This window comes from Pantoea sp. JK, from assembly GCF_026130245.1.
GTDB classification, from domain to species: Bacteria; Pseudomonadota; Gammaproteobacteria; order Enterobacterales; family Enterobacteriaceae; genus Pantoea; species Pantoea trifolii.
Map to the genome: position 1 here is coordinate 16,604 of NZ_JAINFN010000009.1, position 14,234 is coordinate 30,837.

Genomic DNA, 14,234 nt, shown 5'->3' on the forward strand with positions numbered 1-14,234 from the left:
CGTTTAAACGTGTACCGGCCGGAGAAAATGTCAGGGACGACACTCTCCACACTATTAATCAACGCTCTTTTATTTGGCAATATTCATTTCCCATTTCTGGTTCACATACCAAAATCTTCATTAATTAAAGCATGCGCTTTCTTGAAAACGATTTCATTTAGATCATCTACAATTTGAGACTTTTCTTTATAACTAAGCAATGTGTTTACATTTATCTTTATTTAAGATAATTATCAGCCAGTTGGGTAGCTACTCTCACATTTTCTACTTGATAATTAGAAGTCTTTGGCCGATCTCGAGGACCTTAATCCATTTTTTTACTACACTAATATCATCGGTAACCGAAAATATTGGAGGAAACGCAGTGTTATTTCATGATGAAGAACAAGGCCACATCATTATTGGCGAGGCAGTGATTAATCTTGCTGTGAGTCACAAAGAAATCAACATTAATTCTCTCATTATTGAACTGGGCACCATGGCCGAAGGCGATGCCAGCGATAGCAGGCTGGCACAGATAGCCGACGCCAGACGTTGGCTAAAAGCATATGCAGAAACGTCTCCTCGAAATCGCGAAGAGCTACGCTGGCTTTCGGCATCCAGGCACTTGGGCATTACACGGAGAGAAAGCTAATCAGTGTCCAACGCTGATTCTGTTGAAGGATGCGCCTAAGGGCGCTCCGTAGTTTGTTGATAACTGACTGAATTTAGCGGCTCCCCTTTTTTAGTGTTGTTACCCACCAATCAATCACTCTCCTATTTGCTATATCCCTTCTCCTTTGTTCTGAACTATCAAAGTTCAATCGTTTGTCCCAAAATCAAACATAACCATTTGAATACAATCAATAGAGTTCTTTCACTAAAAATTAAAGCTGTACAAGTTAGTAAAACCTGTACAATTTTGAAAATATTGTCTAACTTTAGGTTCAGACTGAATCAACTACAAAGCAATCAACTATGAGGTTCGCATGCGTCAGAGTGTCTCAAAATTTCCCGATACGGCCAGCGATATTGCACATTATTTCAGCAAGGCGACCGCTCCAACTCAGCAAGAAACGCTGGGGCAAATTGTTGTCGAAATTCTGCGTGCTGGTAAGAATCTCAATCGTAAGGCTATCTGCACTAAGCTGTTAAGACGTCTCGAAGTCGCTGCCACATTGGAGGAAGAGCGCCACTATCAGACCTTGATCGGCATGCTTTTTGATCGCTAATTGTATGTGTTATGGAGTGATCTTGACATGAACATGTCAACGTATTTTGGATTAAAGCCGATCATTAGTTGATTACATCGATTTAAGACGTGCCATAACAGAAATATGCGCTAAATTTAGTTCTGGATGTGTTTTGCCTAGGTGATTGGCACAGAAATGTTGAGCCCGGCCTTGCCAGGATCTAAAGCTTAATAGCGTAAAAAATCCTTTAAACGTAGCCGCAGAGATATCTGATAACAAGGAGAGAAAATGCAACAAAGCACACAGCAAACGTCCCGCGAAATAGACATTAATTACCATCTCCAGAAAGCAGGTGATAAACATTCTGCGGAGACGGCCCTGATTGATTCTGCGGTACAAAAGTTAGTGAGCCAAGGTAAGAGTGTCACCAATAGCGCGCTCATTTTGCACCTCATCTCGGAAATTGAAAGTACCACTGATCTTCTGCAACTTGACGCGTTACTCAACGCGTTAAAAGTTGTGGTGGGCTTTACACCTGATGAAGAAGAACGTTGGGCATTTTTCTATTGGTGAGTGAAGCCTCAGGGAATTGAGGTTTCAATATTGTCATCATGGACGAAGTGGTCAGGGAAGCGGGGAATAAATACAGCACTCCCCGCTGAGAGGCGGATAGGATAGAGAGTCTTTATTAGTCGTCTTCATTAGGCGTATGGCCCACAACAATTTCAAGGCAGTTGCGTAGCACATCAAGTTGCTCGATGTCGGTGGCGCTTTCCAGCTCCGCTATCAGGCTCAAAATAATAGCCTTATTCGTCACTCTTCCACTCTCTGCGATCAAAGACTTCACAATGATACCAATAACTTCTTTTTCCTGTGAATACTGGTCACCAGTGCTTTGTAAATAGGTTTGAAGGTCTGACTCGATTGTATTCTGCTGCATAAAATGTCCTTACTGAGGTACGCATTTTTTGTTTCTCTTCCACGCCCTTAAGCCTTGTACCAGCGTTAATGTCGGGTCGAGTCGTCATTACCGTATTTGTCTATATCGAAATTCGCCATTTGTTCTCTGTCTCCAACCTTAGGAGAGTCACTTTCTGCGATTTCACTCATAACGTCCTGTATAGCAAGTTTTGTCGCATGCGCCCGTTCTTCATCCTGTTCAGCTTCAAGCATGAACTGAAGCTTCGCAAGGAGCGCTCGTCGCGAAATTCCCGCTTTTTCCTGCAGCAAAGCTAACACTGCCTCCCCAATGAGCAGGTCACACAGCTTTTCCTCACCGTGATTTTTCATATCAACCTTTACTGCTGATAGGAGTGCGAGGCGTGACTGAAATACTCAGCATTAACGATCACTGAATAGGATGTACCCAGGTTTTGTTGCAAAGAAACCTCACGTGTTCATAATTTAACCAGCTCGCCATGAGATAAAGTTATACAAGGATCGGTAAGTTGTACAGTTTTATTAGCATTAATTTATGAATAATTTTCAAGAGATAGGTTAAGTAAATAAAACGTTTTTTAATGGCAGGAAAAAATGACCTCTGAAAGTGGAAATCCCTAACGCTTTCAGAGGCGATGCAAAGCATCATTCGTTACGTGCGGAGAGTACCGCTGGGTCAATTTATAGAAGAATTAAAAAAATGCACGGGTAATATTTTTTTATTTTTCACCCATTACAGTCATTTAAATTACATCTTTATAAAATGAAACCGCTTCGGTTATTTATGGAATTGAGTACTGAAAAAAACCATTTTAATTGGCGTTGCGGGAAGTACCATTCAATGATTGATGTCTTAGTGAAATCAGCTGTTCAGTTGGTGGATACCATTACGGCTTTTCTCGCGAAGATAAAAGGTTAATTGATACGGTTTTACCGACGCTTTCATTTTATGCGTGGACCTGACTTGCAACAGTAAAATACAGTGACTACTCTTTTTTCGCTTCGTACTTTGTACGACGTCACACACAGCACGCTCAACGTGCGAGAGCCTTTCCCCTTGTTCATTTTTCCTACCCCGCTCCGGGCGGGGCTTTTTTACAGTCCTACCCTACCTGATACGGAACCAGATGGCATACATCGCCGGTAAAAACACCAGCGTCATGATGGTGCCACCCAACGTCCCACCAATGAGCGTGTAAGCCAACGTGCCCCAGAACACAGAGTGCGTGAGGGGAATAAATGCCAGAATCGCTGCTAGCGCTGTCAGGAGAACTGGCCGGGCACGCTGCACCGTTGCCTCGACGATAGCCGTGAAGGGATCGTGGCCTTCCCGCTGATTCTGATGTATTTGTCCGATCAGAATCAGCGTGTTGCGCATAAGAATTCCTGACAGCGCGATCAGCCCGACCAGCGCATTGATGCCGAAGGGCTGCTGGAACAGCAGCAGCATGGGCACAACGCCAACCAGCCCCAGCGGTGCGGTCAAAAACACCATCACCATCGCTGCCATGGAACGCACCTGCAGAATGATGATTAGCAGCGTCAGGGCAATCATGATCGGGAACAACGGGAGCATCGCTTGGGTTGCTTTACCCGACTCCTCAATCGAGCCCGCCTGTTCAATGCGGTATCCCGGCGGCAATGATGCGATGAATGGCTGGAGTTCCCGGCTCAACGCGGTAGAGACATCCGGTGGCTGCAATCCGTCGGCAATATCGCCGCGCACTGTTATCGTTGGCGTCCTATCGCGGCGACGTAGCAAAGGATCTTCCATGCGGATTTCAGTCTCACCCAATTGGGATAGCGGAATGCGCTGGCCATCAGATCCGGCCAGCGTCAAAGCGTCAAGGCGCGCGGGATCGAGGCGCACCTCTCCTGCTGCCCGGCCGGTCACTTCCACTGAGCGGATATCTTCACGAATCGCCGTAATAGGTGCACCGCTCAGCAGGAACTGCAGCTGACTAGCCGCACCAGCAGGCGTCAGCCCCATGGCCTGCAGTCGATCTTGATCCAGCCTGAAATGCAATACCGGCACACGTGAACCCCAGTCGGTGTTGACGGTGCGCATCATCGCGCTGGTCTGCATCAGCACTTTCACCTTCGCGGCCAGCTGACGCAGCACGTCTGGATCGGGCCCCATCACCCGGTAAGCGACCGGAAAAGGCGAATAGGGACCAAAAACCAGCTGCGTGACGCGCACCTGCGCTTCTGGCGCGAGACCATCAGCCGCCGCTTCTCGCAGACGCTGTTTTAGTGCATCGCGGTCGCGCTCGCCATTGGTCAGCACCACGATTTTGGCAAATGAGGGATCCGGCAGCTCCGGCGCCATCGCCAGATAGAAACGCGGTGCGCCCTGCCCGATATAGGCGGTTACCGTGCGGGTTTCTTTTTGCTTTTTTAGCCATTGCTCAATCCGCGCCGTGGTCAGGCTAGTCTGCCCTATGGAGGTGCCGTAAGGCATTTGCACTTCAACCAGCACCTCAGGACGATCGGATGTTGGGAAGAACTGTTTTTTCACCAGCCCCATGCCCATGATCGCCAGCACAAAGCAGCCAATCACCGCGCCTGCCACCCACCACTTCTGCGCGATGACTTTGGTCAGCAGCCGTCTGAAGCGATTGTAGTGGCGAGTGTTGTAGATTGCCGCGTGACCACCCGCCACCGGCTTGATATCCGGCAGCATTTTCACGCCCAGATAAGGCGTAAACAGCACGGCCACCCCCCACGAGGCAATCAGGGCAATCCCCACGATCCAGAACATATTGCTGGTGTATTCACCTGCGGTGGATTGTGCGAAGCCGTTGGGCATGAAGCCAATCGCGGTAACCAGCGTGCCGGCGAGCATCGGCGCGGCCGTATGGCTCCAGGCGTAAGCCGATGCTTTGATGCGGTCATAGCCCTCTTCCATCTTCACCACCATCATCTCTATCGCAATGATGGCGTCATCAACCAGTAATCCCAGTGCGAGGATGAGTGAACCCAGCGTGATGCGGTCAAAGTTTTTTCCCGTGGCGGCCATCACCACAAACACCACGGCAAGCGTCAGCGGAACCGCGGCAGCAACCACGATACCCACGCGCCAGCCCATGCTCACAAAACACACCACCATCACCACCAGCAGAGCCACGAAGAACTTCACCATGAACTCATCGACAGCCGAACGGATGTTAACCGCCTGATCGGAAACGTTGGTAAGCGTCATGCCCAGCGGCATGTCGCTATTTATGTCACGGACCTCTTTTTCCAGCGCCTTACCCAGCTCAAGTCCGTTCCAGCCTTCTCTCATCACCACGCTCAGCATCAGCGCGGGTTCACCCTCATTACGGATGAGGAAATCGGGCGGATCGACATAGCCACGTTCGACCTTGGCCACGTCGACAAGCCGCAGCGTGTGGTTACCGGAGACGACCGGCGTATTGCGGATTTTTTCGAGCGTATCCAGCGCGCCGTCAAGGCGGATAAACACCTCGGGACCGCGCGTTTGTATCGAGCCAGCGGGTGACAGGGCATTTTGCCCGTTCAGGGCGTTGAATATCTGTTCCGGAGTAATGCCTAACGTAGCGAGTCGATCGCTGGAAAAGGAGACATAAATACGTTCTGCCTGTTCACCAGTAATGGTCACTTTTTTTACACCCGCAACGTGCAGCAGCTGCTGACGGAGTTTTTCGGCATCGCGGGCCAGATATCGCTGCGGTTCACCCTTTGCTTTCAGTGCATAAAGGGCAAAAACCACATCCGAGAATTCATCGTTCACCATCGGCCCGATCACACCCGCCGGCAGGTTGCGGGCCTCATCGCTGATTTTTTTGCGCGCCTGGTAAAACTGCTCCTGCACTTCAGATGGCGGCGTGCTGTCCTGAAGGGACAGCATGGTGTAGGCCATTCCGGGACGGGTATAGGTCTCGGTACGGTCGTACCACTTCAGCTCCTGCAGCCGCTTCTCCAGCGGCTCGGCCACTTGATCCTGCATCTCCTGCGCGGTGGCGCCGGGCCAGGCGGTGATGACCGTCAGCTGCTTGACGGTGAACGGGGGATCTTCCGCGCGTCCTAATCCGAGGAAGGCCATTACGCCTGCGACCGTAACAAGAATGATCAGGAACAGCGTTACTGATCGTTCTCGCACTGCTAGCGCCGACAGATTAAAGCGGTTGCGACTCATGGCGTGGCTCCTTGCGACCCAGGCATTGCGGTGCGCACGACTTCGCCTTCATGCAGCAGATGCACACCTAGCGCAGCCACCTGTTCCCCACTCTGCAGCTGACCCGACACGCGCGCACTGTCGTCGCTGATGCCGAGTAGCGTCACGGCACGCCAGCTGACTTTGGCGGGCTTACCTTCCACCAGCCAGACGCCAGCACCGCGTCCCGCATCCCACACCGCACTGAGCGGTACTGACCATGATTCTTGCGCCGCCGCAGACTCCGGGATATGCAAAGTAACGGTTGAACCCAGCGGAGCACCGGCGGCGGCACCGCTCAGCACATAGCGTGCTTCGTAGGTACGTGTTGCCGCATCAGCCGAGTCAGACAATTCGCGCAGCCTGGCATCGTTCTCGATCCCACTGCCGTAGAGGATCGCCGTGGCGGATGATCCAACCTGCGGCCGCAGCGTCTCAGGCAGACTAACCATCGCTTCACGCTGACCGGCGCGGGCGAGGCGCACCACAGTCTGGCCGGCGCTAACCACCTGGCCTGCATCGGCCAGCGTATCGACCACCACGCCATCTGCGTCAGCGCTCAGTACGGCATATTGCGAGGCATTTAACGCCACGCGAGCCTGCGCCTGCGCCGCACTCAGCTCGGCACGCGCGGCATCTGCAGCTGCACGAATTTGACTGTAAGACGATGCAGAGACCGCGCCAGAACCCACCAATCCTCGATAACGTTTCTCATCATCACCGGTCTGGCGCGCCCTTGCCTGAGCAGCGGTTACCGCTGCCTCTGCTGCACGAACCTGCAACGCGAGATCGGCGGGATCGAGCCTCATCAGCACTTGGCCGCGTTTAACGCTTTGCCCTTTATCGATTAGCCGCTCAAGCACCTTACCCGACACGCGAAAACCCAGGTCGCTCTGAAAACGTGCTGCCACGATGCCGGTAAAAGCGCGCGATTGCCCCGCAGCAGGCTCGACTTTAGCCGTTCTGATAAGTGGCGGCCGCGAGCGCGGATCGTCAGCGGCTGATGAAGGTTCGCCGCAGCCAGTCAGAATGACTGGCAGCAGACAGACGACTGACAACAACGGAAGATGCCGGAGCATGGGTTACCTTACTCAAGAAAAGTATGAGAACGCCATTCTCTGACTAGTGACCAATTATGTCAATGGTCACAAATTACGGTGCGAGACTTCTTAGCACCAATGCAGCTAATTGATTTGCATCTTCTCCGGCAGTATCCAGTGAGATTTGCAGCTGTAATGGATCGGCAAGAGGTCTGAGTACCAAATATACGGCCATCGCGGTTTCATCTAGCGGTGTTTTCCGCTCAAATTCCCCCGCCGTGCGTCCTTCAAGCAGGATGGCGAGCACCCTTTCACGCAGTGCAGCTTCATATTGCACCGCAGCAGGCCAGTGCTCACGTGATGAGGCGGCGGCAATGTGATACAGTCGACGCTCGCGGAAAAACAGTTCACAGCCCGCCACAGCAAGCGTCTGAAACAATTGCCTTATTTTTTCCGTAGCCGAAGGCGATTTCTCCAGCGCAGCGTTTAGCCGTTCAGTAATATCTGCAAGGCAACTGGCGCAGATGACTTCACCAATTTCCTGTTTAGAACCGAAAAACTTATAAATATAGGCTTTGGAGAAGCCTATGGATCGTGCGAGGTCGGATACGGTGGTTTTCTCAAAGCCGTAATGGCTAAAGTATTCCATTGCAGCAGCCACAATCTGATCGCGGATGGTGTGATCGGATGGCCCACGGATGGCGGCGGCATTTTTTTTCTCTGTCATATTTCAACTTTGCTCGGTGAGCTGATGTAAAACGATGAGTGACCAGTGATTATTTTGGTCACAATTTCAGATCGCTTCAAGCCCAGATTGATTTCATCAAAACCTTAGCGGAATCTATGGATAATCGCTTTCAATGATTCCTTTCGCCCTGCGGGGCACACCGCTTGCGGATACGGACCGGGCTCGTCAGATTCTGATCCAGCATCATTTCTTTGAAGGGGTAAACCGCGTTTAACCTGCTTTTGAATGGATTATTGCGTTTAGGGGAGCTGATTATTTACGTTTTTGTTTTAGGTTTCCCGCCCTGCATAGCCATCTTATTTTCAAAATCATTTGGCGACATTAAAAATAATATCGCTGTATGGGGAGGCGGGGTTTCAATATTAACATTAACGCCTTCCATGGCGCTTTATTACTCATTTACCGTCGAAGAAATCGTCCGGGAGTTGCCCAGGTGGCATATTAATAACACTATTATTGTCTGCTCCTTCATTTTTCATATACGTGACCCGCGCAAATTCGGGTATCACAACATAGGGATATGCTGGACCCTCGTCACGAAAACGATGCATATCTTCAATAAATTCATTCTGATAACAGATCGTTTTTTCAGGATGCTGACCTTCCCCCGCGATCCACTGTGGAAAAAAGATGGTTCCATGAATAACTTTTCTTTCAATATCAAACAGTAAGCTCACACAGGTTCCGGTTGGTTCATGCCAGTCCACTTTATAGATTCCAGGCGCGAACTGTACCGCATTCATCTCCTGATTGGTTACCCATCTTCCACCGACGAGTCCCTGATGTATACGGTAATCACAGGTATGATCGTTTCTTGCATACCATTCGTATTTCCATCCATTATCATAGGTATATACAAAGTGTGTACCTACAAACGCAGACAAATCTTTGGATATATCGTTTAACTTTCCCGATTCCATGACCACCTCATATTATGTTGCTAAAGGGAGTAATAAGAGAGTAGACGCTCATATTCTTCTTGCAAGAAAAATGAGAATTTCATATGAGTTGATTTATTACAATTTAATTATTTACTTATAATGTGCTTATTACACTTAGAAATATGCAGTGCAATGTTGCGGTAGGATAGGCTGTTAGATACCTCTTCGGTTCACTAAAGTGATATTATCGTCTGCTTGAATATTCTGGCCAAATCATAAGGTGATCCTGCTTAAAACATAGCTATGCGAGGCTCTTGAGTGCGGCAGAGCGTTCACGAGGTTGTCGTTATCGATTATGTGGTTATCATTTCTTTTTTGAATCACTGCTGGCTTCTAAGGATTGTCCGCTAACATGCCTGTAAACTTTGATCTCAACGATCTTTATGCCTTCCGTGCACTGGTCGAATACAGTAATTTTCGGCTTGCGGCAGAGTCCATCTGCCTTTCTCAATCAGCATTAAGCCGCAGAATTGAAAAGCTGGAATCGGCGTTAGGTATCAAGCTATTCGACAGAACCACCCGGCGTGTCACGCTAACACTTTATGGTCAGACTTTTGCTGAACGTTCAGATCAGTTACTGGCGAATGTGGAAATGGTATTAGCGGATATCGATAAGGTCAGTCAGGATCGGTTGGGACTGGTCACCGTTGCTACGGTACCCTCGGCAGCTTACTATTTCATGCCCGGTGTCATCCGCCGTTTCCAGACACGCTATCCACGAGTACGCGTGAAAATTATTGATAGCAGCGCAGGTAATGTCATTGAAGCGGTAGCCAGTGGTCAGGCAGACTTCGGCATCTGTTTTGCGAGAGATCTGCAAGCTAATATCGAATTTCTACCCTTGACGGGCGATGCCTACGTAGCGGCCTGCAGGCGTGATCATCCACTAGCCAGTAAAAAAAACCTGACCTGGCGAGAGTTTTATCAGCAGGATTATATTGAGCTGGATAAGACCTCCGGGAACCGCAATCTGCTAGATAAGCTGCTGGAACACATCATTCCTGAGCGCCCCAGTATCTGCGAAACCCGTCATGTGACCACCATGCTGGGTATGGTTGAAGCGGGTATCGGCATTGCTGCCGTGCCCGCTATGTCGATGCCGATGTCAGAGCATTCAGTGTTAACACAGGTTGCACTGACTGAGCCGGTGGTAAAGCGTACGGTTGGCTTGATCAGGCGCAGTGGCCGTATGCAGTCCTATGTGGCAGCTGAGTTAGAGAAGTTGATTACTGAACAGTATCATGTTGTTTTACCGGCAGTTTAGTCGTCACAGATCGCAACCCGGTAGCGCGAAGGGTATTTTGCGCCTCTGCCGAAGAGAGGAAGTTCAGTAACGCTTTGCCCTCCTGCCCGTTTTTTGCTTTGGCGGTCACCGCACCGGCAAAACGGGTAACGTATTGCACATCTTCAGGCAGTTCACCAATAAAGGCGACGCCCGGCACAGGCAGCAATTCACTCACTTGCTGGAAACCGATAGCATAGTGGCCTTTAGCCACTTCGGACGCGACCGGAATGCGCTCTATCATATGCGCTTTTGATTCCACCTTGTCTTCAATGCCCAGTTTTTTAAATAGATGACTGCTGACATAGCGGCCGCTGGCACTGTCAGAATAAGCAATAGATTGGGCTTGCAAGAGAGTATTGCGCAGATCTGCATCCGTTTTGATAACCGGTTTTGGCTCACCTTGTTTGACCACCATACCAATTGAAGAGTCGGCTAATTCCACGCGCGAACCCGGCTGAAGCCAGTTATCCTTTTCCAGATTGTTCAACGCATCACCCACCATAATCACCACATCCGCATTCTCACCGCGCGCCAGGCGCGCCGGAATAGCCTGAGGCGTCTTCCCCATTGAGGGGCCGGATATCAAAATAATCTTGTTGCCGCTTTTGGCTTCAAATTGTGGGGCCAGTTTTTCCAGCGCCGCTTTGAATCCACCCGAAATCATGACGGTGACGTCTTTGGCTGACACTGAAAAACTAACGGAAATAAATAACAGCGTGGAGATAAGTGAACGATGTATTTTTTGCATGATGTCATTCCTGAGCTAACCAGCGGTTTGAAGTGATAACGCGCTGCGACGGTATAAATAAAAGGTTGCGAGTAGTGCACATACGGCAGCAAAGCTCATCCAGTAGCCGGGCGAGGCCTTATCGCCGGTATACTCAATCAATGCGGTTGAAATAACCGGCGTGAATCCGCCAAAAATAGCGGTTGCCAGACTGTAGGCCAGAGAGAACCCCGCAACCCGCACTTCCACCGGCATAATCTCGGTTAACGCTGGGATCATGGCGCCGTTGTAAAGTCCGTAAAGGAAGGACAGCCATAACAGCACTGTCAGCATCATGGAAAAGCTGGGCGCTTCAGCAAGCAGGCTAAGCGCCGGATAGGCAGTGATCAGCGCCAGCATCGCCATGGTCACCAGAACGGGCTTGCGGCCAAAACGGTCTGACAGGGCACCCCCAACCGGTAGCCAGAGGAAGTTGGATATCGCAACCAGCAGAGTCACCAGCAGGCTGTCAGATGCGCTCAGCATCAGCACCTTTTTACCAAAAGTAGGTGCATATACGGTGATCAGATAAAACGCAGTGGTGGTCATGGCGACCATCAACATACCGGCGACAACAACCTGCCAGTTTGCTAACAGCGTTTTAAACACGTCACGCATTGCCAGATGACTGCGACGGGCGGTGAACTCTTCGGTCTCTTCCAGTTTACGGCGCAAGACAAAGATGAAAGGAACAATCAGGCAGCCAAACAGGAAAGGCAGACGCCATCCCCACTCGCGCAGGGTGCTTTCTTCCATTACCTCATTCAGTGCGAAGCCCATGGCCGCTGCAACCATAATGGCCATTTGCTGGCTGCCAGATTGCCAGCTGGTATAAAAGCCCTTACGGCCTGGCGTGGCAATCTCTGCCAGATAAACGGATACGCCGCCTAACTCTGCGCCCGCTGAGAAGCCCTGTAACAAGCGACCGCATAGCACCAGTAACGGTGCCCAAAGCCCAATCGTTTGATAGGACGGAATCAGAACAATCAGGAAAGTCCCCGCTGCCATGATCGACAAGGTCACAATGAGCCCTTTACGTCTGCCAACTTTATCAATGTACGCGCCCAGCACGATTGCACCGACCGGACGCATTAAAAATCCCGCGCCAAACACCGCGAAGGTCATCATCAGCGAAGCAAATTCACTGCTGGCCGGAAAAAAAGTATGGGCGATGTAAGTGGCATAAAACCCGAACAGAAAGAAGTCGAATTGTTCCAGAAAATTGCCAGAAGTCACCCGCAGTATCGCGCTGCATCGGGTTCGAGTGGTCATGGGTGGGTTAGAGGAATGCATGTTTATCTCCAGTTTGTCATTGGCGCTTTTGCAGCGCCTGCTTCTGCAGACTGGATGAGCGGAACAAACTTAATAAGCGCAATAAACTCATGAGTTGATGCGTTTGACGCATTAATTAGAGCTTAAAATTTCATTAACAAGCTGTAACGGTGTATTAACAGCATCTCCGTTCAACACGGTGTTCATTGAAGCCTAAAAACGTTATATCGATTTTGTGACAAGGTTCATAACGAGCACGCTGTAAAAATAGAGCGCTGGGCAATGTGGAATGATGGGTGGAGTGATGCCAGACCGACATCCCTCCATAAGACCGTTAAAGATGACTTCAGGCAGTGGTATTAATGTTGCGCCCAATTGCCGGATTTGCCGGCAACTGAGGTATCGAATCCAGAATGCCAGATGCCATCGATTGCTGATTATCCAGCGTCTTCTTCAGCACTAGCGTGCTGATTTTATTCGCCAGTTCCATGTTATCAAGGCCGGTAGCCAGTGATGTAATTTGTGATACATCCATCTTGCTCTCCTGATTAATACGAATATTAATTACCAAAAACAGCTTTTAAAAAGCCCAAATCGATTATCGGCAATTTGGCGCAATGCTTTATTCCATCCCTCACGCATGCTTGCGCTGCCTCAACGCATAGGCCAGCACCACCACAAAGCACAGCAGCGGCAAACTGTATGCCACGGCGGTACTGACGTGGTCAGAGAGCAGGCCCATGAAATAGGGCATGATCGCGCCGCCGACAATCGCCATGATCATAAACGAGCTAGCCTGTTTGGTGGATTCGCCAAGATTTTTAACGCCCATGGCAAAGATGGTTGGGAACATGGTGGACATAAAGAAGAAGATGGCGATCAATGCAACCACGGAAACATCGCCTGCGCCCAGCATCACAATCGCGCACAGCACGATGTTGATGAGCGCGTAAGCCGCCAGCATTGCAGCCGGTTTGACCCGGCCCAATAACCAGGTTGAGAAGAAACGTCCGAGCATAAAGCAGATCATCGCAACCGAAAGCATATAAGCCGCGCTTTGGTTGGTCACACCGTGCCAGTGTTCGGTGGCGTAGTTAATAAAGAAGGCGCCCACGCCAACCTGCGCGGCAACATAAAAGAACTGCGCAATTACGCCGCCGACAAAATGTTTTTGTTGCCATAAAGTCGCGCCGGGCTGCTGAATATGTTGGCTGGCGGATTCACGAATATCAGGCAACGCGGTGCGTTTAAATAACAGCGCGATGGCGATAACCACACACGCAATCACCACATAGGTGATTTTGACGCTCTCTTGCGCTGCATCAGCGCTAGCGTGCGTGAAGAACAGCGAGCCGCCAATCATCGGTCCAACAAACTGCCCTAACCCGTTAAAGGACTGCGCCAGATTGAGACGACGTTCCGCGCCGTTGGGATCGCCCAACACCGTGGCATAAGGGTTAGCGGCGGTTTCAAGACAGCCCAGTCCGCACGCCAGCACGAACAGCGCTAACAGGAATACCGAGAAGTTATTGACCATCGCCGCCGGCACAAACAGCAGCGCGCCAATCGCATACAATGATAATCCCGCCAATATTCCGGCTTTATAACCGTGACGCTGCATAAAATAACCGGCCGGCAGCGCGACAATAAAATAGGCACCGAAATAAGCCGCCTGTAATAATCCCGATTGTGCTTTGGTGACGTTTAACGTTTCCTGAAAGTGTTTATTCAGCACATCCAGCAGACCGTATGACACGCCCCACATAAAAAACAGGGTGGTAATTAGCATGAACGCCCAGCGCAGGCTAATAGTTCCCCTGACGCCCATATTTTCAGGCGTCTCGACGCGTTGTGTAGACATGGTTATATCCTCGTAGGGTACAGTCGGTAAGTG

At 50.3% G+C, this 14,234-nt stretch carries 14 protein-coding genes; 4 read left to right on the forward strand and 10 right to left on the reverse strand.

Annotated features, from left to right (window positions below):
- The first annotated feature begins 364 nt into the window (after positions 1 to 364).
- From PanJK_RS18265 to PanJK_RS18275, 3 genes are all read left to right on the forward strand, one after another.
- Positions 365 to 634: a hypothetical protein gene (locus tag PanJK_RS18265; protein ID WP_256698966.1), complete on the forward strand. Its 270-nt coding sequence runs from the start codon at positions 365 to 367 to the stop codon at positions 632 to 634.
- Between the two features lie 334 nt (positions 635 to 968).
- On the forward strand, positions 969 to 1,211 hold the full coding sequence (gene ycgZ, locus PanJK_RS18270) for a regulatory protein YcgZ (RefSeq protein WP_179452499.1): 243 nt from the start codon (positions 969 to 971) through the stop codon (positions 1,209 to 1,211).
- A gap of 249 nt (positions 1,212 to 1,460) precedes the next feature.
- Positions 1,461 to 1,745 (forward strand): biofilm development regulator YmgB/AriR family protein, encoded by a 285-nt coding sequence (locus PanJK_RS18275; protein WP_256698968.1) that lies wholly within the window; start codon positions 1,461 to 1,463, stop codon positions 1,743 to 1,745.
- A gap of 115 nt (positions 1,746 to 1,860) precedes the next feature.
- On the opposite strand, the gene PanJK_RS18280 is transcribed toward PanJK_RS18275, so the two are convergent.
- The 6 genes from PanJK_RS18280 to PanJK_RS18305 form a co-directional block, all read right to left on the reverse strand.
- On the reverse strand, positions 1,861 to 2,112 hold the full coding sequence (locus PanJK_RS18280; RefSeq protein WP_256698970.1) for a biofilm development regulator YmgB/AriR family protein: 252 nt from the start codon (positions 2,110 to 2,112) through the stop codon (positions 1,861 to 1,863).
- A 65-nt stretch (positions 2,113 to 2,177) separates the two neighbouring features.
- Positions 2,178 to 2,462: a hypothetical protein gene (locus tag PanJK_RS18285; RefSeq protein ID WP_256698972.1), complete on the reverse strand. Its 285-nt coding sequence runs from the start codon at positions 2,460 to 2,462 to the stop codon at positions 2,178 to 2,180.
- A gap of 757 nt (positions 2,463 to 3,219) precedes the next feature.
- Entirely contained in the window at positions 3,220 to 6,270 is a 3,051-nt protein-coding gene (locus PanJK_RS18290; RefSeq protein WP_265301783.1) for an efflux RND transporter permease subunit, read from the reverse strand.
- Complete coding sequence (locus PanJK_RS18295; protein WP_265301786.1) at positions 6,267 to 7,367, reverse strand: efflux RND transporter periplasmic adaptor subunit; 1,101 nt, start codon at positions 7,365 to 7,367, stop codon at positions 6,267 to 6,269. Before PanJK_RS18295 ends, PanJK_RS18290 begins: the two co-directional genes overlap by 4 nt.
- Before the next feature lie 73 nt (positions 7,368 to 7,440).
- Positions 7,441 to 8,055 (reverse strand): TetR/AcrR family transcriptional regulator, encoded by a 615-nt coding sequence (locus PanJK_RS18300; RefSeq protein WP_265301788.1) that lies wholly within the window; start codon positions 8,053 to 8,055, stop codon positions 7,441 to 7,443.
- A 416-nt stretch (positions 8,056 to 8,471) separates the two neighbouring features.
- Entirely contained in the window at positions 8,472 to 8,996 is a 525-nt protein-coding gene (locus PanJK_RS18305; RefSeq protein WP_265301790.1) for a phenolic acid decarboxylase, read from the reverse strand.
- A 373-nt stretch (positions 8,997 to 9,369) separates the two neighbouring features.
- On the opposite strand from PanJK_RS18305, the gene PanJK_RS18310 reads away from it, so the two are divergent.
- The gene (locus PanJK_RS18310; RefSeq protein WP_256698978.1) at positions 9,370 to 10,281 is read left to right on the forward strand and encodes a LysR family transcriptional regulator; all 912 of its coding nucleotides are present in this window, start codon (positions 9,370 to 9,372) and stop codon (positions 10,279 to 10,281) included.
- On the opposite strand, the gene PanJK_RS18315 is transcribed toward PanJK_RS18310, so the two are convergent.
- The 4 genes from PanJK_RS18315 to fucP form a co-directional block, all read right to left on the reverse strand.
- A complete protein-coding gene (locus tag PanJK_RS18315; protein WP_265301794.1) occupies positions 10,244 to 11,050 on the reverse strand; it encodes a substrate-binding domain-containing protein in 807 nt (268 codons plus the stop codon). The genes PanJK_RS18310 and PanJK_RS18315 overlap by 38 nt on opposite strands.
- Positions 11,051 to 11,065: 15 nt before the next feature.
- Positions 11,066 to 12,361 carry an MFS transporter gene (locus PanJK_RS18320; protein WP_265301796.1) on the reverse strand — a complete coding sequence of 432 codons (1,296 nt, stop codon included), beginning with the start codon at positions 12,359 to 12,361 and terminating at the stop codon, positions 11,066 to 11,068.
- 325 nt (positions 12,362 to 12,686) lie between these two features.
- Positions 12,687 to 12,875: a YjfB family protein gene (locus PanJK_RS18325; RefSeq protein ID WP_110867097.1), complete on the reverse strand. Its 189-nt coding sequence runs from the start codon at positions 12,873 to 12,875 to the stop codon at positions 12,687 to 12,689.
- 99 nt (positions 12,876 to 12,974) lie between these two features.
- Positions 12,975 to 14,201: an L-fucose:H+ symporter permease gene (gene fucP, locus PanJK_RS18330; RefSeq protein ID WP_265301798.1), complete on the reverse strand. Its 1,227-nt coding sequence runs from the start codon at positions 14,199 to 14,201 to the stop codon at positions 12,975 to 12,977.
- Positions 14,202 to 14,234 lie beyond the last annotated feature (33 nt).

Bases quoted from the DNA above. Each gene is read 5' to 3' on its own strand.
- ycgZ (WP_179452499.1), top strand. From the start codon at position 969: ATGCGTCAGAGTGTCTCAAAATTTCCCGATACGGCCAGCGATATTGCA.
- PanJK_RS18275 (WP_256698968.1), top strand. From the start codon at position 1,461: ATGCAACAAAGCACACAGCAAACGTCCCGCGAAATAGACATTAATTAC.
- PanJK_RS18280 (WP_256698970.1), bottom strand. From the start codon at position 2,112: ATGCAGCAGAATACAATCGAGTCAGACCTTCAAACCTATTTACAAAGC.
- PanJK_RS18285 (WP_256698972.1), bottom strand. From the start codon at position 2,462: ATGAAAAATCACGGTGAGGAAAAGCTGTGTGACCTGCTCATTGGGGAG.
- PanJK_RS18290 (WP_265301783.1), bottom strand. From the start codon at position 6,270: ATGAGTCGCAACCGCTTTAATCTGTCGGCGCTAGCAGTGCGAGAACGA.
- PanJK_RS18295 (WP_265301786.1), bottom strand. From the start codon at position 7,367: ATGCTCCGGCATCTTCCGTTGTTGTCAGTCGTCTGTCTGCTGCCAGTC.
- PanJK_RS18300 (WP_265301788.1), bottom strand. From the start codon at position 8,055: ATGACAGAGAAAAAAAATGCCGCCGCCATCCGTGGGCCATCCGATCAC.
- PanJK_RS18305 (WP_265301790.1), bottom strand. From the start codon at position 8,996: ATGGAATCGGGAAAGTTAAACGATATATCCAAAGATTTGTCTGCGTTT.
- PanJK_RS18310 (WP_256698978.1), top strand. From the start codon at position 9,370: ATGCCTGTAAACTTTGATCTCAACGATCTTTATGCCTTCCGTGCACTG.
- PanJK_RS18315 (WP_265301794.1), bottom strand. From the start codon at position 11,050: ATGCAAAAAATACATCGTTCACTTATCTCCACGCTGTTATTTATTTCC.
- PanJK_RS18320 (WP_265301796.1), bottom strand. From the start codon at position 12,361: ATGCATTCCTCTAACCCACCCATGACCACTCGAACCCGATGCAGCGCG.
- PanJK_RS18325 (WP_110867097.1), bottom strand. From the start codon at position 12,875: ATGGATGTATCACAAATTACATCACTGGCTACCGGCCTTGATAACATG.
- fucP (WP_265301798.1), bottom strand. From the start codon at position 14,201: ATGTCTACACAACGCGTCGAGACGCCTGAAAATATGGGCGTCAGGGGA.